The following is a 24,999-nucleotide window of genomic DNA, read 5'->3' as shown; positions in this document are numbered from 1 at the left end:
ACGGCGGAGAAGGAAACGGGTCATCACGGTCACTCCGTGAGGTAGGCGTGGGCGAGGTCGAGTTCGGACCGCTTCGACCAGGTGACGCCGTGCAGGGCGGAGGTCGTCACCAGCGGGGAGTCCGGGGCGACGAGTTCGAGGATGAAGGCGTCCTCCAGCAGGTCTTTGTTGAGCCGCCGGTAGATCGTGGAGGCCTCGGGGCCGTCCGGGTCGGCGACGGTCCAGGCGACGGTCCAGGCGTCGGTGGCGTCGGTGGCGTAGTTGTCGTCGAGGAAGTTGGAGGCGTTCTTCTCGGAGTTGAAGAGGAAGGCACTGGCCGACAGTGTCGAGGGGGTGTACTGCGCGAAACTGTGGCCCAGTACCCAGAGGCCGTCGAAGGTGCCGCCGCGGAGCCTGTCGATCATCACGGCGTTCTCCTGGGGGTCCAACCGGGTGCGCAGTCGGATTTCGTCGAGGTTCGCGGCGATGATCTGCGCGATGTTCTGTTCGCTGTCGCTGCCCGCGGTGTAGGAGACGGGGATCTCCGGGATGGTCTCCGCTTCCCCGGCCTCGGCGAGAAGCTGCCTCGCCCGGTCGGTGTAGCGGGTGTAGTGCTCGTTGGCCGCCTCGTCGTAGGCCCGTGAGTAGGTGGGCCAGGGCAGGGAGGTCGCGCGTCCCCGACCGCGGAAGACCTCCTCGAGGATGTGGTCCCGGTCGATGGCGCTACCGATGGCCTGCCGGACCCGCACATCGGTGAGCCCAGGGTGGCGGGTGTTCAGTCCGGCGTAGATGTTGCCGTCGACACCGGTCCGGTCGAGCACCCGGAACAGGTCGTTGCCCTCGAGCGCTTCGGCGTCACGGGCACCGGCGTCCGAGACCACGTCGAGCTGCCCGGAGCGGAGCTGTGAGTAGAGGGTGCGCTCATCGGGGACGACGACGATCTCCGCGTCGTCCAGGCGCGGCGCCCCGCCCCAGTGCTGCTCGTTGGCGGGCAGGTCGAGACTGGCACCGGGGTGCCGCTCCCCGAACCGGAAGGCACCGGTGCCGTTGAACCCGGTGCCGGCATTGAAGGCGTCGACCTCCTTGTCGTCGATGACCGGAACGATGTCGGAGAGATCGAAGAGGTTGTTGACCCTCCGGTCCAGGTGGAGCACGGCGGTGGCGGGGTCGGAGGTGTCGACCCCGCTGATCAGTGCGGCGGTGCGGGCGAGCTGCCCGGAGTGGGTGGGGTCCGCGTAGTTTGTCAGGCTGGCCCTCACGTCGTCCGAGGTGAAAGGGGTGCTGTCATGGAAGAGGACGCCGGGCCGCAGGTGGAGGGTGACGGTGAGTCCGTCGCCGCTGACGTCCCAGGATTCGGCGAGCGCGGGCTGCGGGGTGAGGGCTGCGGTACTGTCCTCGGTCCCGTAGCTGGTCAGCGCATCGAAGACGAGTCCGGAGACTGACTGTTCGGCGGTGGTTGCCGCGGCGTAGAGGGTCTTGGGGCGCAGGTCGGTCAGGGCACCGATCCGGACGGTGCCGCCGTCGACGGCGCGCCGTCCGCGGCGTCCCGGCGCTCCCCCACCGCAGAGGTGCAGGACGCCAGCAGCGCGGCGGCGAGGACGGACGACAGGACGGCGGTGGCCCGCGCCGGTCGGCGGTATCTGTTCAGCATGCATCGAGTAGACCATGCTGTCTGTTTTTGGCCCGACCGTTCCGCTCAGGGAGATCGGTTTCACGTGAAACAGATGCAGAATGCCACGCGCAGGACTACGGTCGCAGCCCGCGCAGAAAGACTTCCACCAACCAGTCCGACTGCCCCGCGGCGAACTTCTCCGCCCGCGTCGGCAGCGGTCGGGACAGGGCACCGAGCCCCAGGTGGTACTGCCGGACCGTCAGTTCCTCCGACACCAGTCCGTAGGACGCCGCAGTCTGCAGCAACTGTCGGTAGGCGGCATCCAGACGTGACCGGAGCCCCGCCGTCTCCCGCCAGACCTTGCCGTCCACCGGGACCACAGCGATGGTTCCCAGCGCCACATCGCCGAGCCCCAGGTCGGCGATCCCGTGGGAGACGGCATGCCAGGCCTGTTCGGCACCCTGCACGGTCCCCCACTCGTCGGCGTGCGCGCCGATCACCGCGAGCACCCGGTCCACCATCTCCGTGACCACGCCGGTGATCAGGTCGTCACGGGTCGGGAAATGACGGTAGAGGGTCGCGATCCCCACCCCTGCCTCCGCAGCCACAGACCTCATCGATACCCCGGGCCCCTTGTCCGCCACGAGCCGCCACGCAGCGTCCACCAACGCCGCCCGATTCTGCCGCACATCTGCGCGCATCTGCCGTCCTTCCTCCGGTGTTGTCACAGCATTTCGCTTGCATCGCAAGAAACGGAACACTGTGCTCCGTTCCAAGCTACCGGAACAGGTTGTTCCGTTTCCAGTCCGACAGGAGAACCTCGTGACCACACCGAGCACCGAACCACAGACCACAGAGTCCCCGGCAGACTCCGCAACCCCCTGGGGCAAACTCATCGGCATTGTTCTCGCCCTCTCCGCGGTCATCTGCCTGATGCTCCTCGCCTTCCTCACCCCCAGCTACAACTCCGGTGCGAAGGACCTCCCGATCTTGTCGCCGGCCCGGAGGCGGCCGTCAGCCAGATCACCTCCGCCCTCGACGAGAAACAGCCCGGCGCCTTCGACACCACCACCTACGCTTCCCCGGAGGACGCCTGTAACGCCGTCCTCGACCGGGACGAGGTCGGCGGCATCGCCGTCGACACCGACGGTGTGACCATCTACACCGCCGCCGGTGCCGGACAGTCCTACAAGACACTGCTCACCAATCTCGGATCCGGTCTGGAGGACCAGGGTATGACTGTCACCTGTGACGAGGTCGCCCCCACCACCGAAGATGACCCCAACGCCTCCGGACTCAGCGTCCTGGCCCTCCCCCTCGCCTTCGGCGGCATGATCTCCGCCGCGCTCCTGTCCCTCACCATGAAGAAGCGCTACAGCCTCCGCGTCATCGGGTCCCTGTCCTTCTCCGTCATGCAGGCTTCCTCGTCGGCGCGATCCTCCAGTTCGGCTTCGGTACCTTCGACGCGAACTACTTGGGAACTCTCCCTCATCCTGGCCCTGGGTATCGGTGGCACATCGATGTTCGTCCTCGGACTGGAGTCCCTCATCGGCTACGCCGGACTGGGGCACGGAGCAGTGCTGACGCTGTTCGTCTCCAACCCCTTGTCCGGCATCGCCACCGGCTCGCAGTGGCTCCCCTCCCCCTGGGGCATGATTGGTCAGTACCTGCCGATCGGTGCGGCCGGCAACGCCGCCCGCTCCGTCGGCTTCTTCGACGGCGCAGGTGCCACGCATTCCGTGGTCACCCTCATCGTCTGGGTCCTCATCGGCCTGGGCTTCGTCGGCCTGGCCACACTCAAGGACCGGAAAGCAGCGTCCTAACCGACCAGGTCGCGCTTGACGACCTTGCCGATGGCGTTGCGCGGCAGCGCCTCGGTCTGCAGGACCACGTCACGCGGGATCGCGGGAACGATGAGGTTGTGCTCGATGTGCGAGCGCACGTCGTCCCCGGAGACCTCGGTGGTGCCGTCGAGGACCACGTAGGCCTTCACGCGCTGGAAGGTCTTCTCATCTTCGACGCCGACGCAGTATGCGTCATCCACACCGTCCATCTTGCAGATGAGGTCGGAGACCGAGCTCGGCCAGATGTTCTCCCCGCCGACGATGATCATGTCGTTGTCGCGGCCGAGCACGCGCAGACGCCCGGACTCCGGGTCGATGACGCCCTTGTCACCGAGGTTGAGCATGCCGTCGGTCTCCTCCGCCGCGTCGCGGTTGCCGAGGTAGCCCTCCATCGACATGACGTTGCGGGCGTGGATGATGCCCACTTCGCCCGGCGCCACCGGCTTACCGTCCTCGCCGAGCACCTCGAGGCGACCGTTCCAGACCGGGTACCCGGCGGTGTTCGGGTCCGCCTTGAGGTCCTCCGGACCGGCGAAGGCGACGAGCAGCCCCTCGGTGGACCCGTAACCGGAACCGAGGATGTAGCCGTACTGCTCCTCCAGGCCGAGGACAAGGTCCTCGCTCATGGCGTTGCCGGCGTTCATGATGAACTTCACCGAGGAGTGGTCGTACTTGCCCGGGTTCGCGACATCGACGGCCAGCTGGTCCTTGAGGAAGACAGCGGAACTGATGATGCCGTCGCACTTGTACTCGTCGACCTGCTGCAGCACCTTCTCAGGGTCGAAGACACGCTGGGTGACGATCCGGCAGCCGGCCATCAGGGCGATGACGGACACACCCCAGCCCAGGACGTGGAACATGGACGCGGTCATCTGCAAGGTGCAGCCCGCGGTGACGGGGAAGGCCTCCAGCGGCGGGCCGATGACACCGAACGGCAGCATCGGCTCACTGTGGTTGACGGCCTTCGGGGTCCCGGAGGTGCCGGAGGACATGAGGACGACGCCGCCCTGGTTGACCTTCTTCGGCAGCGAGTCATCCTGGTCGCCGGGGGCAGCCCACAGGTCCTGGATCGTCGGGAAGTCGATGTCGGTGCGGTGGTCCGGGCCGGCCCACGCGTGGACGAGGGTCAGACCCTCGACGTCGGTCGGGAGCTTCTCGTCGAACTCGGAGTCCGCGAAGATCATGTCGAGATTGTGCTCCACGGCGATGTCATGGAGCTGCTGCTTGCTGGCGCCGACGTTGAGCAGGAAGACCGTGTAACCGAGGTAGCCCTTAGCAGACAGCGGGACCATGAAACCGCGGCCGTTGCGGGCGAGGATGCCGACCCGGCTCTTCTCGGTGATACCCCGGCTGGCCAGGACGTGCGCGGTCAGACGTGCCTGGGTGCGCAGCTGGCGGTAAGTCAGTTCACCCTCGTCGTCGACGAGGGCGATGCGCTCCGGGAAGCGGGCGGTGCCGGCCTCGAGCAGGCCGGTCATGGACGCGCCGTAGCGCGCGAGATTCCGGGCCGAGGCGAGGTGCTCCCCCGGCGTCCCTCCCTTGAGTAGACCGGTGCCCAGAACGGCCTTGCCACCTCGCAGGAGTCCGCGGGTGTCGCTAAGGAACTGCTGACGTTCAGAGCTGTCGAACAGGTTGATCACGGGGAAAGGAGCCTTCCAGTCGGGGTGGTCGTACGCGGGTGTCCGTCGACACCATGAGGGCCATCACTATAACGGGAGCAGGTAGCCCCCGTGAGATAACAGCGTTCTTCGGTCGTCAAACGTTACCGGACAGAGACGCTAACGGGTGTCCTCACTGCCCGCCACCCCCACCCTCGCTGCTCACACCCGAAATTACAGTCCCGTAGTTTAACGTGACCTATGGTGCTTGTGGGGCCAAAGGTATTAGTGTGAAACGGAGGCTCGCACTATTGGTCACGAATGTGTAACGTTCCTGACGACCTGTGCGTTGGACCACCGTGAATCCGCGCGCCGTCGGCGTCTTCATGACGTATCGCCGACGACAGACACAACGAGAGGACGCTCGACTCCATGAGCTCACGCCACACCATGACCTCCGGCCACCGGCTGCGTAACCGCATCGCCACCGCTGCGACCGCAGTGCTCGCTGTCGCAGGTATCGCCGCCGGTGCGGTCGCCGTCACCGGTAACGGTGCCCCTGCAGCCGAGGCCGACGGTGGCCGCGCCGTCCTGGCCGGCGACTCCCTGGTCGCCAACCCGGACATCTACAACTACCTCGCCGGAAAGGGCGTCCCGCTGCCGGACCCGGTTCTGTCCCGCACCGGCTGCGGCACCGACAACCGGTTCCGTGACGCCATCGCCAGCGGCTCCGGCCAGAACGTCCAGAACTACACGTGCGCCGGCGCGTCCTACCGCACCGGTGGCGCGCACGTCATCGACCAGGTGAACCAGGCAGCCCGCAACGGTGATGTCGCCGGTGCGACCGTCTACCTGCTCGCCGGTGCCAACGACACCTACCCCTACATTCTCAACGACCACATGCCGGTCCCGGAGATCGAGAACAACCTCAAGAACGCGATCGCGAAGGCCGTGCGTGCCGCGAAGGACGCAGGCGCCGTCGACGTCAAGGTCCTCGGCATGCCGCACATCACCAACGCCGCCGGTGAGGTCTGTGCCATCAACCTCATCCCGGGTGTCCAGGTCCCGACCTTCGGCATCAACATCTCCGACGTCGAGTGGGCCATGGAGCGTGCCGGTCAGAACGGCGCCGCCGAGGGTGGCGGACGCTTCGTCTCCCTCAAGGGTCCGAGCAACGGCCACGAGATGTGCTCGAACAACCGGTACATCACCGGCATCATCGACACCACCTCCGCCCGCCGCAACCTGCCGCTGCACATGACGGATGAAGGCCACCGCGTCCTCGGCGCCTTCGCCGGCCGCGCGTAGCAGCCGCTGCACACCGACACCCCGGGAGCTCCGATACGGAGCACCCGGGGTGTTCCGGTATGTCACCTCCCCCGGTTCACGGGCAACGGCAACAACATCCTCAACAACACGAAGAAGCCCCCGGGAAGAGCTCGCCAACTGGTGAGGCTCCAGGAAGAGCAGAACATGTTGCTGCGCGAGCTCACCGGCCGCCGGTAGCCGCACAGGGGCGGTGACCCCGGAAATCCCGGCACAGCAGAAGGGCGCCTCCCGTTTCCGGAAGACGCCCTGGGTGCTTACTTGTGGAGCTGAGGGGAATCGAACCCCTGACCTTCTGCTTGCAAAGCAGATGCTCTACCAATTGAGCTACAGCCCCAAAAGTCCGTTGGTGGGCCTAGCAGGATTTGAACCTGCGACCTCGTCATTATCAGTGACGCGCTCTAACCACCTGAGCTATAGGCCCTCGAACGAGTGGAAACTATACCGACACTCTCCCGAAACACACAAACCGGCAGGTCACGCTGTGTTTTTCCATGCTTTCGGGCGATGATGCAGTGTCATTCCTCGCGATGTGCGCCACTGCCCCAGCCAGCCGCTGCTGCTCCGCCCGCAGAGGGTGCTTCCGCGGCCACCTCAGTGGTCACCGCGTCTGCATCGGTCTCTGTCCCAGCATCCGGCTCAGCGCCCTCCTGAGCGTCCGCCACAGCGCCCTCTGCGCCCTCAGCAGCGTCCTCGGACGCCTCGCCTGTCTCCACGACCGCTCCGGCTCCGAGAGTGACCCGCAGGCCGCCCACATAGCCCGCCACGGCGTTGTAGAGCATCGCGCCCAGCGGAATGAACAGCGTCGCGACGATGACCTCCAGGACGCCCACGAGCGCAGCGACACCGAAGTACATGCCTGCACTGACGCCGTCGGCACCGAGCAGATCCCCGGCGAGGCTGTTCACCCGGTCCCACACACCGGTGGCACCGAGGATGATGTAGACGAGCACCGCAGCGACCATCCACGCGACGAAGAGGCACACCCCCACGGCCACACCGATTCTTGCGGCACTGCGGGGATCGACCGCGGCAAGCGCGGTCCGGACCAGGGCCGGCCCCTCCCCGACTGCGCTGCTCCCGTCGTGCACGGTCTCGTCGCTCACGGCGTCCTCTCCCATCGGGTCCTACTGGTCCTCGTGCTCGGCGACCTGCTGGGCGGACTCTTCGCCCTCGTCCTCGACATTGCGGTCGATGGCGAGCAGTTCGACGCCCTTGGCCAGATCGACCAGGCGCACGCCCATGGTGGCTCGGGAGGTCTTGCGGATCTGGCCGACCTCGGTACGGATGATGCCGCCGGCACTGGTGACGGCGAAGATCTCGTCGTCCTCGGTGACGGTGACCGCACCGATGAGCTTGCCGCGCTTGGGGTCGTACTTGAAGGTGACGACACCCATGGTGCCGCGGCCCTTGACCGGGTACTCCTCCATCGGGGTGCGCTTGCCGTAACCGCCTGAGGTGGCGACGAGCAGGCAGGAGTCATCGTGGACCACGGTGAGAGCCAGCAGCTGGTCCTCGCCACGGAACCGCATACCCTTCACACCGGCGGTCGCACGGCCCATCGGACGCAGTGTGTCGTCGTCGGCGGTGAACCGCAGTGCCTGGCCCTCCTCGGAGACGAGGAGCAGGTCATCGTCCCCGGTGCACAGCTGCGCACCGATGAGCTTGTCGCCCTCGTTGAGGTTGATGGCGATGAGGCCACCGGACCGGGCGGTGTCGTAGTCGGTCAGTCGCGACTTCTTCACGCGTCCCTGCTGGGTCGCCAGGACCAGGTACGGGGCGTCCTCGAAGGACTGGATCTGGATGATCTCCGCGATCTGCTCCCCCGGCTGGAACTCCAGCAGGTTGGCGACGTGCTGGCCACGGGCGGTGCGGGACGCCTCGGGCAGCTCGTACGCCTTGAGCCGGTACACGCGGCCGTAGTTGGTGAGGAACATGATGATGTCGTGCGTGGAGCAGACGAAGAAGTGACGCACGATATCGTCCTGCTTCAGTTCCGCACCACGGACGCCCTTGCCGCCACGACGCTGCGAACGGTAGTTGTCCACCTTCGTGCGCTTCGCGTAGCCGGTCGAGGTGATCGTGACGACCACGTTCTCCCGGGCGATGAGGTCCTCCTCGGACACGTCACCGGTGGCACCGACGATCTCGGTACGGCGCTCATCGCCGAACTTCTCGACGATCTCGGTGAGCTCGTCGCGCACGATGGCACGCTGACGCTCGGGGGACGCCAGGATCGCCTTGAGGTCCGCGATGGTCTTTTCTATCTCGGCGAGTTCGTCGATGATCTTCTGACGCTCCAGGGCGGCCAGACGACGCAGCTGCATCGCGAGGATGGCGTCCGCCTGGATGTCGTCGATGTCGAGGAGGTCCTTGAGGCCCTCGCGGGCGATGTCGACGGTCGCGGACCGGCGGATCAGGGCGATGACCTCGTCGAGGGCATCGAGGGCCTTGACCAGTCCTCGCAGGATGTGGGCACGCTTCTCGGCCTCGTCGAGGCGGAACTGGGTCCGCCGCACGATGACCTCGATCTGGTGCTTCACGTAGAGGCGCAGCATCTGGTCGAGTCGCAGGGTGCGCGGCACGGAATCGACGATGGAGAGCATGTTCGCACCGAAGCTGGTCTGCAGCTGCGAGTGCTTGTAGAGGTTGTTCAGCACGACGCGCGGCACGGCGTCCCGCTTGAGCGTGACGACGATGCGCATACCGACACGGTCGGAGGACTCGTCGTCGATCTTGGCGATGCCGGCGATCTTGCCGTCGCGGACCTGCTCGGCGATGGAGCTGACCAGGTTGTCCGGGTTGACCATGTAGGGCAGCTCGGTGATGACGATAATCTGGCGGCTGCCCTCCTCCTCGATCGTGGACTTGCCGCGCATGCGGATCGAGCCACGGCCGGTGGTGTAGGCGTCCTTGATGCCCTGGTCGCCGACGATGAGACCGGCGGTCGGGAAATCCGGGCCCTTCACGCGCTGCATGCAGGCCTCGAGCGCGGTCTGCTCGTCCGACTCCGGGTTCTCCAGGAGCCAGAAGATGGCCTCGGCGAGCTCGTTGAGGTTGTGCGGCGGGATGTTCGTCGCCATACCGACGGCGATACCGCTGGAACCGTTCATCAGCAGGTTCGGGACGCGTGACGGGAGAACGTCCGGCTCCTGGGACTTGCCGTCGTAGTTCGGGGAGAAGTTGACGGTGTTCTCGCGGATATCGCGGACCATTTCGAGGGCCAGCGGGGTGAGCCGGCACTCGGTGTAACGCATGGCGGCGGGGCCGTCGTTGCCGCGGGAACCGAAGTTCCCCTGTCCGTCGACGAGCGGGTACCGCATCGACCACGGCTGCGCCATACGGCACAGGGTGTCGTAGATGGCCGTGTCGCCGTGCGGGTGGTAGTGGCCCATGGTCTCGGCGACCGGGCGGGCCGACTTCACGTAGCCACGGTCGTGGCGGAAGCCGTTGTCGTACATCGCGTAGATGACGCGCCGGTGGACCGGCTTCATGCCGTCGCGGACCTCGGGGAGGGCCCGACCCACGATCACGCTCATGGCGTAGTCGATGTAGCTGTTCCGCATCTCCTCGGTGAGGTCGATGGGGGTGATGCGGTCGAACAGCGTCTCGCCGCCGCCGTTGGTGTCGTCGCTCACGTAGTGCGATCCCTTCTGGCTGCCTGGATATGACCCGACCATTCTAGCATGTCAGGGGATATATTTTCGGGGACTCACCCCACCTCTGCCGGGTTTCGCGGTTAGGCTGGCCTGCATGAGTGACGCGACACAGACATCCGACCGACCCGCCCGCCGCCGACCCCCGGTGCCGAAGACCGCCACAGTGACCGCGACCAGCGTCATCCCCGGTGGGATGGTCCGCCTGACCCTCACTCCGTCCGTGTCGGTCGCGGACATGGGGCTGGAGTACACCGACCATTACGTGAAGCTGCTCTTTCCGCCTGTCGGGGCGTCCTGGTCCTGGAATGACGCCGACCTCGACCCCGCCACAATGCGGGACGTGTACCCGCGCGAGGAGTGGCCGGTGATGCGCACCTACACACTGCGTTCGTGGGACGCGGCGGCGAACACCCTCGACATCGACTTCGTCGTCCACGGTGACACCGGCCTCGCCGGCCCGTGGGCCGCGTCGGTCCAGCCGGGTGGGGTCATCGGCTTCGCCGGCCCGGGTGGCGCCTGGCGCCCCTCCCCCGACGTCGACCGCTTCGTGTTCGCCGGCGACGAAGCTGCAGCGCCCGCGATCTTCGCGGCCCTGGAGGCGCTCCCGGCAGGTGCGACCGCCGAGGTCTTCCTCGAGGAGGAGGACGCCGACCACGGGCTGGAGGCACCGGAGGCCGCCGCGGAGGTCACCCTGCACCGGGTCCTTCGGCACGGGACCGTGCACGGCACGGAGCTCGTCCGCGCGGTCGTGGAATCCGGTGTGGCTGGTGAGGGGCGTGCGTCGTGGTTCGTCCACGGTGTGGCCGAGATGATCCGCGACATGCGTAGTCATCTCTTCGTGGACCACGGTCTCCCCAAGGAGGATGTCTCGATCTCCGGCTACTGGCGGCTCGGCATGGTCGAGGACGAGTGGCAGGCCTCCAAGCGCGAGTTCACCGAGGAGATCGAGGCGGCTGAGGCCGCCGCGCTGGAGAGTTAGGCGCGGGAGGCTCAGGCGGCGAGGTAGAGGTACGGACGCTCGGCGTCCGTGATCACTCCGGTGGTCCGCTGGCTCACGTGGAGCAGGGCGACGGTGTGGCTTCCGGCGTCGAACTCCTGGTAGAGCCGGGTGGTGAGGTGCACCGAGGCACCGTCGACGACGCCTGCCCCACTGTGGTCCGGATGGAGGGATGTCGCCAGGTGGTCACGGGTGAAGCGGCCGGCAGCGAGGGTCTGGAGAGGGTTGAGCACCGAGATGCCGAGCACCGGCGCGGAGCGGAGTTCCTGCCAGGCCGGGTCGTCGGCGGGGATGCTGACGGAGACGAGTCCGGGGGCCAGGCTCTCATCGAAGAACGAGTCGATGACCACACACATCATCCGACCGTTGACCTCCGCGGCCAGGACGGCCAGCGGAAGTCGGGCCTGGTCGGCGACATTTCCTGTGTTCGTGACGGCTGCGGCCGCCGTCAGTGCTGTGGTCATGACGACAAGTAGACCACTCGGTCTGGACAAATGCAAGTACCGATCGGTCTACTTCTCATGTTCTCGCAGGTGACACCATGAAAATAAGGTAGACCAAGCGGTCTGCAGTGGCAGTCTCCCGCCCCTCTCCTCTCACTGCATAGAATGGATGTTCCATTAATTAACGAGCCGGCAGTTCGCCGTCCGTCCGCCTCCTACCCTGACACCATGACCACACCACAGGCGCCACCACCGACTGTCCCTGATCCACCACCACCCCGGTTCGAGGTGGCCACACTCCCGGTCAACGTCTTCGCCGGATACAGACGGGGACGCGGCGCACCGCTGTGGGCTGTCGAGGTAGCCGAGGATCCACTCGCCGCGTCCACCCGGGAGCTCAACCTCAACCACCTCGCGTTGGCGCGCGCCTGCCACCCCGACCCGGATACGGACCTCGAACGACACCTATCCACACTCACCGCGCGTACGGGCATTCCCCGACACCGCATCTCCACCTACTGCGATATCGGGTTCATGCTCACCCGCTTCTACGCGGTGGCCTCCCGGCTCGCCCACGGCGCCTTCAGTCTCGAACACCTGACAATGTTGACCCGCGCCCTGGAGGGGGTGGATGACGCGCATCTCCCTGCCGTCCAGAAGAGCCTGTTCTGGGCACTCGTCCCGCGTCGCAACGGTGAGGCCCTCCCCGGAGTCCGGGCACTGCACAACAAGGTCCAGAAGATCATCGCCGAGTGCGATCCTCTCGGCCGCCCCCTGGACGAGGGCGAACAGGCGTCCACCCGACCTGCTGATGGGCGCCCGGCCGAGCAACGCCGGGTGTACTCACAGAGCCTCCCCGACTCACCCGTCACCACACTTACCGCTGTCCTCACGGATGCGGAGGCCGAGGAATTCACGACCATTCTCGACGCCGTCTGCCGGAAGCTCACGTGCTCCCGTGCCGACGGGCTGATGCACCTCGCCCGCGGAACGACTGACGTCTCTGTCACTCTCAACCTCTTCCGCGACCCGGACTCCCCCGTCGCCGCCACAGAGAACGGCACCTGGCTGGACGCTGTAGCCACTGAAGACTCCATGGAGCGGATCAGTGCCCTGCGGGTCATCGGCCATGGTGCGACGGAGAGCTATACCCCGACGGAGGCGATGACGGCGTTCGTCCGCGGTCGGGACGGCACCTGTCGATTTCCCGGGTGTGATGTTCCGGCACTCGACTGCGACCTGGACCATGTGAAGCGCTTCCTCACGGACAATACCGGCGGTCCGACATCAACGGAGAACCTCCACTGTCTGTGTCGCAGGCACCACATCATGAAGACCATGGGATGGTTCGACGTCACCCTGTCCGGCGAGGGCACCGAGATCTGGAGCAGTGTCGATGACGGACACATCTACATGACCGAACCGCATGGCCCGCTGGCGAAGTACGCGAGGTCCACCCACCGGATTCGGTCAGACCGGAGACGGGCGACTCTCCGTGAACACAACCGTCTCAGACTGGAGCGCCTCGATGAGTTCGCTGAGGCTCTCGACGCTGCACGGCATGAGGAGGTGCCGTTCTAGATCACCGCATGCGCGGCGTTGATCGCCGCCGTCACCTCATGTCGCAGTGCAACGAACCCGGGTTCCGCCGTGAGATCGCGGAGTCGCGTCTGGAGTGTTTCACGTGAAACCTCCCCCTCCCCGACCGGGATCCGGAGATGATCCGGGACGCGCACCTCCTCGATCACACGCCCGGGTCCGGCCGCCATCACCACAACCCGGTGGCCGAGAAGAAGAGCCTCCTCGACACTGTGCGTGACAAAGACGATCGTCGGACGCGAGCGTGCCCACACCCGGAGGAGTTCCGCCTGAAGCTGCTCCCGGGTGAACGGATCGAGCGCACCGAACGGCTCATCCATGAAGACATACCGGGGACCGGCCGCGAGCACCCTGGCGATCTGGGTGCGTTGCTGCATGCCTCCTGAAAGCTCATGGGGCAACCGGTCGGCGGCATCGGCAAGACCCACCAACTCGATAAGTTCGTCCGCGGCCACCTTCTGCGACTCATTCCCGGAGTACCTGTGGGCCAGACGGACATTGTCACGCACCGAGTACCACGGCAACAGTGTGGGTTGCTGGAAGACCACTCCCCTCTCGGGATCGGCACCGTGCACCCGTCGTCCGTCGACCCGGATCGTTCCGTCGGACGCCTCGAGGAACCCGGCCAGGATCCGCAGGAGTGTTGACTTACCGCACCCGGACGGTCCCACCAGGCAGACGATCTCCGCTTCCGGGACCTCCAGCTCCACTCCCCGCAATGCTTCGACTCGGCCGGCGGACGTGGTCTCGTAGACCTGGCTGAGATTCTCGATCGTGATCACTGGTGGTCCTTCCAGAGCTCCGGCTGAGTGGCCGCCTCATAATCCTGCACGTTCTTGGCCGACGGGATCTCTCCCTGTTCCACGAGGAACTCAGCCGTCGCATGAATCTCCTCGGCGAGTTCCGCGAGATAGCGGGACTCCTCGGAACCGTGGATGAACTTCTGGCCCTCAATCTGCCGGGACGCCGAGCTCTCATCCATGCCGGAGGCGCCGGCGTTCACCCGCCCGAACTCCTCCGGATCCTCGTCCGCGTGGTCGACCACCCACGCCTCCAGCGACAGGAAGGTATCGAGAATCTCACTGTGCTGATCAATCCAGGGATTGGATGCCAGGGTGACGTTGTAGGTCGGATGGCCCGCCTCCGCCTCCTGGGCCGAGTCGGTGAGGACCTGCCCCGGCGTGGATCCACCGGTGCCGTCCTTGAGTTGCTGCAGAGTCGGATCCCAGACGTAGGCGGCGTCGATCTGATCGGACTTCCACGCCGCCGGGAGCTTGTCCGGGGAGACGTTGACGATCTCCACGTCGCGCGTCGGGTCCAGGCCGGCGTCGATGAGTGCGTTGAGAAGGCTGTAGTGGGAAGTCGAGGAGAACGGCACAGCAATGCGGGAGCCCTTGAGATCCTTGATGGAGTCGGCGTCCTTGGCGACCAGAGCCTCCGTCTCCCCGATCACGGAGTTCACGGAGACAACTGACACTCCCAGATCCAGCGGTGCACTGAGCGCCTTCGTAGTCGGCGTCGATCCGAGTGCGGCAATGTCCACGGAGTCCGCGGCGAAGCCCTGGACGATGTCCTGCCCGGTCGGGAACCGGGTCCAGGAGACTTCTGCGTTCGGCAGGCATGCCTCCGCGAGTTGCTGATCCTGGGTGTAGAGATCGGCCGCGGGTCCCCCGAGATAGCCGATACGGATGCGGCCGTCCGCTTCTGACGGCGTCACCGGACACTCGATGTCCTCAGAGCTGTTGACCCAATCATTGGCCGGTGGTCCGACGCAGGCCGTGGTCCCGAGCCCGGTCGCAGCGAGGATGCCGACGACGGGAAGAAAGCGCCGTGGTTTCACGTGAAACCGTGTGCGTGACTGAATCACTGCTTCGTCCTCCAGGGTGCATAGGTACGCTCCACCCACAGCAGCAGCTGATCGAGGAGCAGGGCGGCGACACCGATCACGATGATGCAGGCGATCGCCAGGGCGGTGTCCAACTGGGTTCCCGAGATATAGGCGAGCCCGCCGATGCCAGGGATTCCGTCGTTCATCTCGGCCGCGACAATGGCGGACCAGCACAGGCCGGAGGCCAGCCGGATGCCGTTGATGATGTCCGGGAGAGCACCGGGAAGTAGCACGGTCCGGAAGACCTGTCGTCGGTTCGCGCCGAGGGACTGCGTCGCCAGAACCCAGTCCCGACGGACTCCGGTCACACCGGACAGTGTCGCGACAGCCACGGTCGGGAAGGACGCGAGGAAGAGCAGAACCACCTTCGACTGGTCGCCGATACCGAACCAGACGATGAGCAGACCGATGTAGCCCAGCGGAGGAAGGGCACGGAGGAAGGACAGGTAGGGCTCGACGATCGACCGGACGGCAGCGCTGCTACCCAGCCCCCACCCGACGAGAATGCCGACGACAGTGCCGGCGCCGAAGCCGACAGAGATGCGCTCGATCGTCGCAAGCAGATGCTGCCAGAGGAAGTACCCCTGGACGCCGCACTCCTGACGGTTGCTTGACGCCGACGGCGCCTCACAGAGATTGGTGGAGACGAGTTTGTCGGCGACCTCACCCGGTCCAGGAAGAACGACAGGATCCAGTCCTGCCCAACGGGCGACCGCCCACCAGACGGCAATGACTCCCGCGAGGACGCCGAGATGGCGCCCGATATGAGTCAGGCGTCCCCACCCCACTCCCCCACTCTTCACAGCGACGGGTGGCGTCGTGGTCTTTGTCGCCGTTGCATCGGCGCGGATGGTCGTACTCATGCCGAATTCCGCACTGAATCCGCGGTACCCACGGGTGCCTCTTGATTCGTCACTGTGACGCCTCGTCGCTGGAGTGCGGGAACGGTCCCCTCCCCCACCTGGAAGCTCTCCTCCAGATGCGGATAGCCCGAAAGGATGAAGTGTCGGATGCCGGACTGACGGAACGCATCGATGGTCGCGGCAACCTGATCGTGGGAACCGACGAGCGCAGTGCCCGCTCCGCCACGGAGCAGTCCGATGCCGGACCACAGTACCGGAGAGAATTCGAGCGCCCGGGCGTCCCCGCCGGGGACGAATCCCTCGCCACGGCCGTGGATCTCCGACATCCGGTGCTGCCCGACCGACTGGGAGGTCTTGAGCCCTGCCTGGGCCCGGGCCACATCGTCGGGGTCGATGGAGTCGTAGATCTTCTGTGCGACGGCCCAGGCCTCTTCCTCGGTGTCGCGGGAGATGACATGGAGGCGGATGCCGTAGTCGAGCGTCCTGCCGTAGGCTGCGGCGCGGGCAGAGACGGTCTCCAGCTTCGCAGCGACGTCATCGGGGTGCTCACCCCAGGTGAGGTAGACGTCGGCACGCTTCGCGGCGGTCTCGATGCCGTCCGGCGAGGATCCGCCGAAGAAGACCGGCGGAACAACAGAGGGACGCCGCGCCAGAGAAGCCCCGTCGACAGAGATGTGGTCACCGTGGACGTCCACCGGGTCAGACTCCGTCCACAGCCGGTGAACCAGGTCGAGCGACTCGTCAGCGGCACCGTAGCGCTGCTCCTTGGTGGAGTAGTCACCGTAGGCACGCTGTTCGGCGTCCTCACCACCGACGACGACGTTGAGCAGCAACCGGTTTCCGGAGAGCTCCTGGTAGGTCTGTGCCTGCTGGGCGAGGAGTGTGGCAGGAACAAGGCTGGGACGGTAGGCGACAAGGAACTTCAGACGCTCGGTCGCGCCGAGCAGGGCCGCGGTGGCGAGCCAGGAGTCCTGGCACCAGCGACCGGTGGGGGTGAGGACAGACTCGAAGCCGTTGTACTCCGCAGCCTGGGCCAGCTGGGTGAGAGAGCGCAGGTCAGGGAACCGGTCGCCGAGCTGGGCGTCGGCACCGTGCCCACCTCCGACGATTCCGCGGGAGTCGCCGTTGGTGGGGAGGAACCAGTGGAGGGTCACATCGGAGGGTGTTGGAAGAGTCATAGCCATCGAGTAGACCAGTCGGTCTGCACTGAACCCACCGATCCATTCCCGGTGATCGGAACAGACAGAGCAGTCTGTTCTTTTCATTCGGAGTGACCTAAGGTGGCTCCCATGACCCTCACTGTCGCTGACGCCCCCGCAACAGAAACCACACCCGGCACCGCCCACTTCGCCACGCCGGTCACCGGCCCTGCCCGGGTCCTGCACCAGATCAGGACCACACCGGGGATCACCCGCACCCGGCTCCATGAGGATCTGGGGCTTTCACAACCCACGGTGACCAGACATGTCGCAGCACTGATCGATGCCGGACTCGTGGAGCAGGCGTCCTCCTCCCAGTCCTCGGCCACCACCGTCGGCCGTCCCGGCACCACACTGCTGCCCGCAGGGCGCCACCACACCGCCCTCGGTGCACACGTCGGCCTGCGCAGTACTCAACTGGTCGCCGTCGACGGTTCCGGACGGCCGTTGCGTTCCCGCACCCTCAAGCTCCCGCTCGCCGACCTCTCCCCCGAGGACGCACTGGAAGCGGTCAGTCACGGTCTCACCAGCCTCGGACGCGATCTCCCCGACCCGGTAAGTCTCGGTGTCGCGTTCTCCTCCCCGGTGGATGCTGCCGGCCGCGTCTCCTCGCAGGCCTACGGGTGGAACGACGTGGATGTCGCCGGCATTCTCGGACGCGCGGACACCGGGATCCCGGTCTCACTGGCGACAGGTGTCGGTGCCATGGCCGGGGCCGAGCTGACCAGCACTCCCCTGCGGAGCGCCGACAACGACATTCCCGGAGGGCGCTCCTCCCTCTACGTCTACGCCCGGGAGCTGGTCGCCCACTCCTGGATCGTCGGGGACGCCGTCCACCAGCCGTTCACGGGGACCTCCCCCACCGCCTTCACCACCATCGCCGAGTCCGGATCCTTCCGCAGTTCACGGGGTGGAACCGGGCATCCGCTGGGCACCACGGCCGTGCTCGACGCGGCACGGCGCAAGGGTCTGGGTGTGTCGTCCATCCCCGAACTGGTCGCACTGGCGTCCTCCAATGCGGTGGCCCGGGCGCTGCTCGACGAGCGTGCCGAACTGCTGGGACACATCATCACGCTGGCGGTGGAGGTCGTGGACCCGGCGACCGTGGTCTTCGCCGGTGACGCGTTCACCGCCGATCCGGACGCCGTGAAGATCATCGCCGGTGGACTGCAGCGCAGTGCTCCACGACGGGGGTTGAGCATCCAACGGGCCGGCGACGGGATCCTGTCCCGGGCGGCCGCGGTGACGGCCCTGCACCGGCTGTGGACGGATCCGCTGGGCTGAGCCGCTCAGCTGATCCGCTCGACGAAGGCCTCGAGCCGGTCGGAGATGTCCTGCGGTTCACGGGCCCAGCGGTTGTGGCCCAGGGTGCCGGGCAGTTCCTCGACGAGCGGATATGCCTTCGGCATGAGATTCGCCAGGGCACGGCAGGAATCGACGGTGCAGTAGTCGTCGTTGCTGTACCGGGTCAACAGGACCGGCACCCGCACGGCCTGCAGCGCCTCCATGTAGTCCAGGTCTCGGCCGCGCAACCGGTCAAGGGAGTTCGTGCGACCGAACCGCGCCCATTCCTTCAGCTGGACGCCGGACTGACGTCCGTACCCGGAGACATCGAGCGGACCGCCGGGCCAGTACCCGAGGATGCGTCCGACAGTGCCCATCATCAGGCCGCCGATTCGCAGGCGGCGTCGTTCCGGATTCGGGAAGGCGCGGGCGAACGGTGAGCCGGTGCCGACCCCCATCAGCCCGATGAGCCCCAGCTCACGGGCCTCCGGACGCGCCAGAAGCAGTGAACCGATCTGGCCACCCATCGAGTGGGTGAGCAGGATGACCGGGTGGTCCTCGGCGAGGTCGAGACGCGACTTCACCGCACGGATGGTGCGGGGATAGTCCTCGGACGCCAGGTCGTGGTAGCCCCACCGGTCGGTCAGGGACGCCACGGCGGTACTGGATCCCTGGCCACGCAGCTCACCGATACCGACCGGGAAACCGCGTCGCGAGAGCTCCTCGGCGATCGGACGGTAGTAGTATGCGCCGACGCCGAAACCGGGCCAGATCATGATCAGCGGCCGGGTGGCGCCACTCCCCGGGAAGACCGGGACACGGGAGGCGGAGCCGTCGGGCATGGCCACCAGGATGCTGCTGGCCGGGACCGTCGTCACATCAGACATCGAGGAACCGGACGTCCTTGGCGTTGCGGGTGATGAAGCTGCGGCGGGCGACCACATCGTCGCCCATGAGGACGGCGAAGGTCTCGTCGGCGTCCGCGGCGTCCTCCAGGGTGACCTTCTTGAGGATGCGGTCCTGCGGGTCCATGGTGGTCTCCCACAGCTCCTTGGCATTCATCTCGCCGAGGCCCTTGTAGCGCTGGATGCCGTCGTCCTTGTTGATCTTCCGGCCGGCGGCGAGGCCCTCGGCCAGCTGCGCGTCACGCTCGGCGTCGGAGAAGGCGAAGCCCGGCTCGCCCTTGCCCCACTTGAGCTTGTACAGCGGCGGCATCGCGAGGTAGACGTGGCCCTCCTCGATGAGCGGACGCATGAAGCGGTAGAGCAGGGTCAGCAGCAGGGTCGCGATGTGCTGGCCGTCGACGTCGGCGTCCGCCATGAGGACGATCTTGTGGTAGCGGAGCTTGTTGATGTCGAACTCGTCGTGGATACCGGTACCCAGGGCGGTGATGATCGCCTGGACCTCGGCGTTCTTCAGGACCTTGTCGAGGCGGGCCTTCTCCACGTTGAGGATCTTGCCGCGCAGCGGGAGGATCGCCTGGAACATCGAGTCACGGCCGGACTTGGCGGAACCGCCGGCCGAGTCGCCCTCCACGATGTAGATCTCGGACTTCACCGGATCCTTGGAACGGCAGTCGGCGAGCTTGCCGGGCAGGCCGCCGAGATCCGTGGCGGACTTGCGTCGCACCAGGTCACGGGCCTTACGGGCGGCGACGCGGGCCTGGGCAGAGGAGACGGCCTTGTTGACGATCGCCTTCGCCTCGGCCGGGTTGGCGTCGAACCAGTCGGCGACGTGCTCGTTGGTGGCCTTCTGGACGAAGCCCTTGATCTCGGAGTTACCGAGCTTGGTCTTCGTCTGGCCCTCGAACTGCGGGTCACCGACACGCACGGAGATCACCGCGGCGAGGCCCTCACGGCAGTCGTCACCGGTGAGGTTCGGCTCCTTGTCCTTGAGCATCTTGTGGTCGCGGGCGTAGCGGTTCATCAGGGAGGTCAGCGCAGCGCGGAAACCCTCCTCGTGAGTACCGCCCTCGACCGTGTTGATGGTGTTGGCGAAGGTGTGGACCGACTGCGAGTAACCGGAGTTCCACTGCAGGGCGATCTCGACCTCGTGGTCGTCACCCTTGACCTCCAGGTCGATGACGGTGGGGTGAACCGGGGTCTTCGACTTGTTGAGGTGGTCAACGTAGTCCTTCAGGCCGTCCGGGTAGTGGAAGACCTTGGTGCGTACCTTCGGTGCGTCCTTCTTCTGCTCCTCGGCCTCTTCGTCCGCGGTCTTCGGGGCGGCAGCCTCGTCGGCGGCGGCGTCCTCCAGGTCCTCGACCTGCTCGATGACCTGCCTACGCTCATCGGTGAGCGTGATGGTCAGGCCCTTGTTGAGGAAGGCCATCTCCTGGAGGCGGCGGGAGACCGTGTCGAAGTTGTAGGTCGTGGTCTCGAAGATCTCGGGGTCCGCCCAGAACCGCTGGGTGGTGCCGGATCCGCGGGCCTTCTTGACCTGCTCCAGTTCCTCGGGGATGGAGTGGTCGAAGACCTGGTGCCAGAGGTAGCCGTCACGCCTGATCTCGGTCTCGACGCGGGTCGACAGGGCGTTGACCACGGAGATACCGACACCGTGCAGACCACCGGAGACCGCGTAGGCCTGGGAGTCGAACTTACCGCCGGCGTGCAGCTCGGTCATGACGACCTGGACGGTCGGACGCCCCGTCGGGTGCATCTCCACCGGGATGCCACGGCCGTTGTCGGAGACCTGGACGGAACCGTCGTCCTTGAGGGTCACCTCGACATGGTCGGCGAAACCGGCCATCGCCTCATCGACGGAGTTGTCCACGACCTCCCAGATGAGGTGGTGGAGACCGCGCTCACTGGTGGAGCCGATGTACATGCCCGGGCGCTTCCGGACTGCCTCGAGGCCTTCCAGGATGGTGATCTGGTCTGCACCGTAATCCCCGGACCCGTGGTGGGATTCCGGTCCAGCGTTCATCTCAGCCTCAGCCACAGCCTTTTCCACTCCTTGATAGGTACAGGTCGAACCACCCCATCCTACCCGGTGAGGCGCCCTGGTGTAAGCAGGCGCTATCCGTAGGTGTCCCGCGGGCCGCGGCCCTTGACGTGGTACCGGCCCTTCCGCCAGTTGGGCGGACGCGGACCGTAGATGCGCAGCTCAGCAACCACGTCGCCGCCGATCTTCTTCGCGATGGTCTGCAGGATGAAGGTCTGCATCAGGCGCAGGTTTGTGGCCCAGGCGGTGGAGTCGCATTCGATGTGGAGCTGGCGCTCCTTCTCCTTGTACATGACGACCCTGGTGTGGCGGGCGACATCCTCTCCGACGATGCCCGCCCAGTTGCCCCGGATCGTGCCGACCGCGAAGTTCCGGTTCCACCCGTTGCGCCGGACCTCACGTTGCACCAGGTCACCGAACCGACCGGGATCCCTGTAACTACGGTCCATCCGCCCGTCGTAGCGGGTCTTCATGCGTTTCGGCTTCGCCCCGCGACGCCGCGGGTTGAACGGCTGGCGCAGCGGGACGGGGGACGCCGAGAGGTCGTCGCCGGTCTTCTTCGCCGGCCCGGACAGACCACGCAGCTTCTCCCACTGGGCGGCGACGGGATCGTGGGGGTCAGTCATCGGCGGGGTCCAGCTCTGAGACGCGTCCGTCATCGGTCATGTGGGCGCGCACCGCATGGACCTGCGCGATCTCGCGGAGATCGGCGGGGATGTCTTCGTCGACGGCGGCGGTGATGAGCACCTGTTCAGCCTCCCCCGCCAGATCGACGAGCGCACGGCGGCGGGCCCGGTCGAGTTCGGCGAAGACGTCGTCGAGGATCACCAGCGGCTCGGTGCCGTCGGCGCGTTGCATCCGGTGGGACGCCAGGCGCAGCGTCAGCGCGAAGGACCAGGACTCGCCGTGGCTGGCGAATCCCTTGGCCGGCTGGGTACCGAGGATCAGCTGCAGGTCGTCACGGTGCGGACCGGTGAGTGTGGTTCCTCGTTCGACCTCGGCGTTGCGTCGCTGGGCGAGACGGGAGAGCAGCACCGCCTCGGCGACATCCGGGTCGACCAGGTAGGTGCCGCCGGGGTCGACGCCGACGTCGGCGAGCTCGGCGTCCACCGTGGAGGTGTAGCTGATCAGCGCGGGCCGCGAGCCGGGGGCGAGTCGGGCGTAGGACTCCTCGACATGTGGCGCGAGATCGTGCACGACCTGCACCCGTGCCGACATGATCTCGCCGCCGAGGTGGGCGAGCTGGGCGTCCCACACGTCGAGGGTGTCGGCCACCGCCACCGGGGACGACGCAGACTTCAGCAGGGCATTGCGCTGCCGGAGAACCTTGTCGTAGTCGGCCCGGACGCCGGCGAGTCGCGGGTAGCGCGCGGCGACGACCTGGTCGAGGAAGTGCCGACGCTGTTCCGGTTCACCGCGGACCAGGGCGAGGTCCTCCGGGGCGAACATGGTGGTCCGGACAATGCCGGCGAGACCACGCTGGTTACGCAGGGAGGTCCGGTTCACCGCGGCCTTGTTCGAACCACGGGCGTTGATGACCAGGTGTGCGGTGAGTTCACGACCGTGGTTCACGGCGGTGGCCGAGACACGGGCGGAATCACAACCCTCGCGGACGAGGGCTGCGTCCCCGCTGACCCGGTGTGAGCTGAGGTGGGCGAGGTAGCCCACCGCCTCGACGATATTCGTCTTCCCGTTGCCGTTCGGGCCGGCGAAGACGGTGACGCCGGGGGTGAGTTCCAGGTCGAGGGACGCCCACGACCGGAAGTCGCCGAGGTGCAGGGAACGCAGATACATGCAGGTGACGGACCTAGCCCGGGAGGCGGACCGGCATCAGCAGGTAGGTGAACGGGGTCTCCGGGGTCGGGAAGGCACCGTCCGGGCCTGCCTCGGGCAGATCCTCGGGCTCGGGGAACAGGATCGCCGGGCGGGACGGCTGGGTGAAACCGAAGACGACCCGGTCGGTGTGGATCGCGCCGAGGCCGTCCTTGAGGTAGCCGGGGTTGAAGGCGATGACCAGGGGCTCGCCGACGAAGGCGCAGGGCAGCTGCTCCTCAGCGACGCCGATGTCGCTGCCACCGCCGGAGATGGTCAGCCCACCTTCCTCGAAGGCCATCCGGATCTGGGAATTACCTTCGGTGACCAGGGAGACACGGCGGATCGCGTCGAGCAGCGGGGTGATCTCCACGGTGGCCAGGGCGGTGTTCTGCTTCGGCAGCAGCGGACGGAACTTCGGGAAGTCCGCGTCGATGAGCCTGGTCGTGGACCGTCGGTCGTCGGTGGCGATACCGAGCAGACGGCTACCGCCGGACGCGGCGTCCGTGTCGAGGGCGATCTCGACCGGCTCACCGTTGGAGTCCAACGAGCGGGCCGTGTCTGCCAGGGTGCGGGCCGGGATGAGCAGCTCGGCGGAGATGTCGGCACGGGCGGGGGCCCAGTCGACGGTGCGCACCGCGAGGCGGAAGCGGTCGGTGGCGGCGAGAACGACATGCTCACCGTCGATCTCCATACGGATACCGGTGAGCATCGGCAGGGTGTCGTCCCGGCCGGCGGCGACGGCGACCTGGCTGATGACCTCCGCGAAGAGGTTCGGGTCCAGGGAACCGGCGGTCGCGGGGAACTCCGGGAGGACCGGGTAGTCGTCGATGGTCATCGCCGGCAGTTCGAAGTGGGAGCTGCCGCAGTTGACGAGCACCTTGGTGCCGTCGTAGTCGATGCGCACCGGCTTGTCGGGGAGGGCACCGATGATGTTGGACGCCAGGCGGCCGGCCACGAGGATCCGACCGGGCTCGGCGACATCCGCGGACACGCGGACTTTGGTGGAGACCTCCCGGTCGAAGCCGGAGAGCTGGAGCCCGTCCTCGGTGGCTTCGATGAGCACACCACGCAGGATCGGCTGCGAGGCCTTGCTCGGGAGGCTACGTGCCACCCAGGCGAGTGCCGAGGAGAAGTCGTCCTTGGCCACGGTGAAGCTGACGGACTGCTGGTCCCCCAGCTGATCGGTGGTCACTCGTTCGTACCTTTCTGCAGGTCATCCATTCGAACATCATTCGAACACCGGCGCCGTCGGGGATCTCCCGGCGCTCCCGGCACGGGTTCACGGGCCCGTTGTGTGCCCCCAGAGTAGTCCACAGTGGTGGACCCCCGCGAGGCCCGTCCACTCTTCTCCTGTGCCTGCCTTCCGTTGTGGGCCGTGGTGTGTCCGGGCCCGGACGATCGAGCTGACTTGTCCCCACCGCCTTTTTCTCTTGAAGAACTTCATGTAGATCGATAGTCGTAGCAGTAGGGGGTGTGGACGCTGTGGATAACCGGGAATCCGGGCAGTTCGGAGTGGTTGCGGCCGTGTGGAGCAGGTGGTGGCCGGTATTGTGGATAACTTCGCGGAACTGTGGATAACTCCGGTGCAGGTTCCGGTGCACACCGCGTGTCCACCGGGTGGTGCACGGGGAAACGGTGATTTATCCACATCTAGTTCACCTCTGTGACCTGCGGAAACGCGGTTTCCTGTCTTCGGGTGCCGGTCAGGTCGGTCTGCGGGAACACATTCTTGTGATTTGTCCACAGGAGAGGTGGAGTTATCCACGGGCAGTGGACGCCGGAGCCCCGGATCGTGGCCGGGGTGTCTGAACAGTGCAGGCCGGGGCCTAATCGCACTCATGTAATTACATCGGTGTGGATAACCCTGTGGAGAATGTGGATACCGGTCGATGTTGTCCACTGCGACCGGCGGGCGCCCGGTCCCCTACCGGTCGTCTGCTCCCCCCCCCC

At 66.4% G+C, this 24,999-nt stretch carries 20 protein-coding genes and 2 tRNA genes; 5 read left to right on the top strand and 17 right to left on the bottom strand.

From position 1 onward, the window contains the following. Window positions 1-29 precede the first annotated feature (29 nt). Window positions 30-1,634 carry an ABC transporter substrate-binding protein gene (locus CVA01_RS12300; RefSeq protein WP_244938297.1) on the bottom strand — a complete coding sequence of 535 codons (1,605 nt, stop codon included), beginning with the start codon at window positions 1,632-1,634 and terminating at the stop codon, window positions 30-32. A 91-nt stretch (window positions 1,635-1,725) separates the two neighbouring features. Further along, on the bottom strand, window positions 1,726-2,292 hold the full coding sequence (locus tag CVA01_RS12295; RefSeq protein ID WP_170209783.1) for a TetR/AcrR family transcriptional regulator: 567 nt from the start codon (window positions 2,290-2,292) through the stop codon (window positions 1,726-1,728). A 450-nt stretch (window positions 2,293-2,742) separates the two neighbouring features. Here CVA01_RS12295 and CVA01_RS12290 point away from each other — a divergent pair, with 450 nt between their 5' ends. Continuing rightward, window positions 2,743-3,414 (top strand): ABC transporter ATP-binding protein, encoded by a 672-nt coding sequence (locus tag CVA01_RS12290; RefSeq protein ID WP_244938296.1) that lies wholly within the window; start codon window positions 2,743-2,745, stop codon window positions 3,412-3,414. On the opposite strand, the gene CVA01_RS12285 is transcribed toward CVA01_RS12290, so the two are convergent. Next, window positions 3,411-5,075: an AMP-binding protein gene (locus tag CVA01_RS12285; protein ID WP_141331096.1), complete on the bottom strand. Its 1,665-nt coding sequence runs from the start codon at window positions 5,073-5,075 to the stop codon at window positions 3,411-3,413. The two genes, CVA01_RS12290 and CVA01_RS12285, sit on opposite strands and share 4 nt — an antisense overlap. Before the next feature lie 390 nt (window positions 5,076-5,465). On the opposite strand from CVA01_RS12285, the gene CVA01_RS12280 reads away from it, so the two are divergent. Beyond that, window positions 5,466-6,341 carry an SGNH/GDSL hydrolase family protein gene (locus CVA01_RS12280; RefSeq protein ID WP_141331094.1) on the top strand — a complete coding sequence of 292 codons (876 nt, stop codon included), beginning with the start codon at window positions 5,466-5,468 and terminating at the stop codon, window positions 6,339-6,341. Between the two features lie 282 nt (window positions 6,342-6,623). Here CVA01_RS12280 and CVA01_RS12275 read toward each other — a convergent pair. From CVA01_RS12275 to gyrA, 4 genes are all read right to left on the bottom strand, one after another. Next, window positions 6,624-6,696, bottom strand: a tRNA-Ala gene (locus CVA01_RS12275). A gap of 10 nt (window positions 6,697-6,706) precedes the next feature. After that, window positions 6,707-6,783, bottom strand: a tRNA-Ile gene (locus tag CVA01_RS12270). Between the two features lie 94 nt (window positions 6,784-6,877). Beyond that, window positions 6,878-7,465, bottom strand: a complete 588-nt coding sequence (locus tag CVA01_RS12265; RefSeq protein ID WP_244938295.1) for a DUF3566 domain-containing protein — start codon at window positions 7,463-7,465, stop codon at window positions 6,878-6,880. Between the two features lie 21 nt (window positions 7,466-7,486). After that, on the bottom strand, window positions 7,487-9,997 hold the full coding sequence (gene gyrA / locus CVA01_RS12260) for a DNA gyrase subunit A (protein ID WP_141331090.1): 2,511 nt from the start codon (window positions 9,995-9,997) through the stop codon (window positions 7,487-7,489). Between the two features lie 115 nt (window positions 9,998-10,112). On the opposite strand from gyrA, the gene CVA01_RS12255 reads away from it, so the two are divergent. After that, window positions 10,113-10,997 carry a siderophore-interacting protein gene (locus tag CVA01_RS12255; RefSeq protein ID WP_141331088.1) on the top strand — a complete coding sequence of 295 codons (885 nt, stop codon included), beginning with the start codon at window positions 10,113-10,115 and terminating at the stop codon, window positions 10,995-10,997. An 11-nt stretch (window positions 10,998-11,008) separates the two neighbouring features. On the opposite strand, the gene CVA01_RS12250 is transcribed toward CVA01_RS12255, so the two are convergent. Continuing rightward, entirely contained in the window at window positions 11,009-11,479 is a 471-nt protein-coding gene (locus tag CVA01_RS12250) for a flavin reductase family protein (RefSeq protein ID WP_141331086.1), read from the bottom strand. 207 nt (window positions 11,480-11,686) lie between these two features. Between CVA01_RS12250 and CVA01_RS12245 the strand changes: the two genes are divergently transcribed. Then, window positions 11,687-13,039 (top strand): HNH endonuclease signature motif containing protein, encoded by a 1,353-nt coding sequence (locus CVA01_RS12245; protein ID WP_141331084.1) that lies wholly within the window; start codon window positions 11,687-11,689, stop codon window positions 13,037-13,039. Here CVA01_RS12245 and CVA01_RS12240 read toward each other — a convergent pair. The 4 genes from CVA01_RS12240 to CVA01_RS12225 all read right to left on the bottom strand — a co-directional run bounded on the left by CVA01_RS12240 (window position 13,036) and on the right by CVA01_RS12225 (window position 16,986). Next, window positions 13,036-13,839, bottom strand: a complete 804-nt coding sequence (locus tag CVA01_RS12240; RefSeq protein ID WP_141331082.1) for an ABC transporter ATP-binding protein — start codon at window positions 13,837-13,839, stop codon at window positions 13,036-13,038. The genes CVA01_RS12245 and CVA01_RS12240 overlap by 4 nt on opposite strands. Then, window positions 13,836-14,774, bottom strand: a complete 939-nt coding sequence (locus CVA01_RS12235) for a taurine ABC transporter substrate-binding protein (protein WP_244938294.1) — start codon at window positions 14,772-14,774, stop codon at window positions 13,836-13,838. Before CVA01_RS12235 ends, CVA01_RS12240 begins: the two co-directional genes overlap by 4 nt. 146 nt (window positions 14,775-14,920) lie before the next feature. Further along, entirely contained in the window at window positions 14,921-15,808 is an 888-nt protein-coding gene (locus CVA01_RS12230) for an ABC transporter permease (RefSeq protein ID WP_373862682.1), read from the bottom strand. After that, on the bottom strand, window positions 15,805-16,986 hold the full coding sequence (locus CVA01_RS12225; protein WP_141331078.1) for an LLM class flavin-dependent oxidoreductase: 1,182 nt from the start codon (window positions 16,984-16,986) through the stop codon (window positions 15,805-15,807). Before CVA01_RS12225 ends, CVA01_RS12230 begins: the two co-directional genes overlap by 4 nt. A gap of 111 nt (window positions 16,987-17,097) precedes the next feature. On the opposite strand from CVA01_RS12225, the gene CVA01_RS12220 reads away from it, so the two are divergent. Continuing rightward, the gene (locus CVA01_RS12220; protein WP_141331076.1) at window positions 17,098-18,291 is read left to right on the top strand and encodes an ROK family transcriptional regulator; all 1,194 of its coding nucleotides are present in this window, start codon (window positions 17,098-17,100) and stop codon (window positions 18,289-18,291) included. Window positions 18,292-18,296: 5 nt separating this feature from the next. Here CVA01_RS12220 and CVA01_RS12215 read toward each other — a convergent pair whose 3' ends face one another. The 5 genes from CVA01_RS12215 to dnaN all read right to left on the bottom strand — a co-directional run bounded on the left by CVA01_RS12215 (window position 18,297) and on the right by dnaN (window position 24,241). Continuing rightward, window positions 18,297-19,178, bottom strand: a complete 882-nt coding sequence (locus CVA01_RS12215; RefSeq protein ID WP_170209782.1) for an alpha/beta fold hydrolase — start codon at window positions 19,176-19,178, stop codon at window positions 18,297-18,299. Beyond that, entirely contained in the window at window positions 19,171-21,216 is a 2,046-nt protein-coding gene (gene gyrB, locus CVA01_RS12210; RefSeq protein ID WP_174775641.1) for a DNA topoisomerase (ATP-hydrolyzing) subunit B, read from the bottom strand. Before gyrB ends, CVA01_RS12215 begins: the two co-directional genes overlap by 8 nt. Before the next feature lie 92 nt (window positions 21,217-21,308). Further along, window positions 21,309-21,860: a DciA family protein gene (locus CVA01_RS12205; RefSeq protein ID WP_141331074.1), complete on the bottom strand. Its 552-nt coding sequence runs from the start codon at window positions 21,858-21,860 to the stop codon at window positions 21,309-21,311. After that, a complete protein-coding gene (gene recF / locus CVA01_RS12200) occupies window positions 21,853-23,028 on the bottom strand; it encodes a DNA replication/repair protein RecF (RefSeq protein ID WP_141331072.1) in 1,176 nt (391 codons plus the stop codon). Before recF ends, CVA01_RS12205 begins: the two co-directional genes overlap by 8 nt. A 13-nt stretch (window positions 23,029-23,041) precedes the next feature. Further along, window positions 23,042-24,241: a DNA polymerase III subunit beta gene (gene dnaN, locus CVA01_RS12195; protein ID WP_014008542.1), complete on the bottom strand. Its 1,200-nt coding sequence runs from the start codon at window positions 24,239-24,241 to the stop codon at window positions 23,042-23,044. Window positions 24,242-24,999 lie beyond the last annotated feature (758 nt).

The organism is Corynebacterium variabile, from assembly GCF_006539825.1.
GTDB lineage: Bacteria > Actinomycetota > Actinomycetes > Mycobacteriales > Mycobacteriaceae > Corynebacterium > Corynebacterium variabile.
The sequence above is the reverse complement of the archived record's forward strand: the minus strand, read 5'-3'. Positions and strand labels throughout refer to the sequence as shown.

Coding starts and splice junctions, on each gene's coding strand:
- CVA01_RS12300 (WP_244938297.1), bottom strand. CDS start 1,634: ATGCATGCTGAACAGATACCGCCGACCGGCGCGGGCCACCGCCGTCCT.
- CVA01_RS12295 (WP_170209783.1), bottom strand. CDS start 2,292: ATGCGCGCAGATGTGCGGCAGAATCGGGCGGCGTTGGTGGACGCTGCG.
- CVA01_RS12280 (WP_141331094.1), top strand. CDS start 5,466: ATGAGCTCACGCCACACCATGACCTCCGGCCACCGGCTGCGTAACCGC.
- CVA01_RS12255 (WP_141331088.1), top strand. CDS start 10,113: ATGAGTGACGCGACACAGACATCCGACCGACCCGCCCGCCGCCGACCC.
- CVA01_RS12250 (WP_141331086.1), bottom strand. CDS start 11,479: ATGACCACAGCACTGACGGCGGCCGCAGCCGTCACGAACACAGGAAAT.
- CVA01_RS12245 (WP_141331084.1), top strand. CDS start 11,687: ATGACCACACCACAGGCGCCACCACCGACTGTCCCTGATCCACCACCA.
- CVA01_RS12230 (WP_373862682.1), bottom strand. CDS start 15,808: ATGAGTACGACCATCCGCGCCGATGCAACGGCGACAAAGACCACGACG.
- CVA01_RS12225 (WP_141331078.1), bottom strand. CDS start 16,986: ATGACTCTTCCAACACCCTCCGATGTGACCCTCCACTGGTTCCTCCCC.
- CVA01_RS12220 (WP_141331076.1), top strand. CDS start 17,098: ATGACCCTCACTGTCGCTGACGCCCCCGCAACAGAAACCACACCCGGC.
- CVA01_RS12215 (WP_170209782.1), bottom strand. CDS start 19,178: ATGTCTGATGTGACGACGGTCCCGGCCAGCAGCATCCTGGTGGCCATG.
- gyrB (WP_174775641.1), bottom strand. CDS start 21,216: ATGAACGCTGGACCGGAATCCCACCACGGGTCCGGGGATTACGGTGCA.
- CVA01_RS12205 (WP_141331074.1), bottom strand. CDS start 21,860: ATGACTGACCCCCACGATCCCGTCGCCGCCCAGTGGGAGAAGCTGCGT.
- recF (WP_141331072.1), bottom strand. CDS start 23,028: ATGTATCTGCGTTCCCTGCACCTCGGCGACTTCCGGTCGTGGGCGTCC.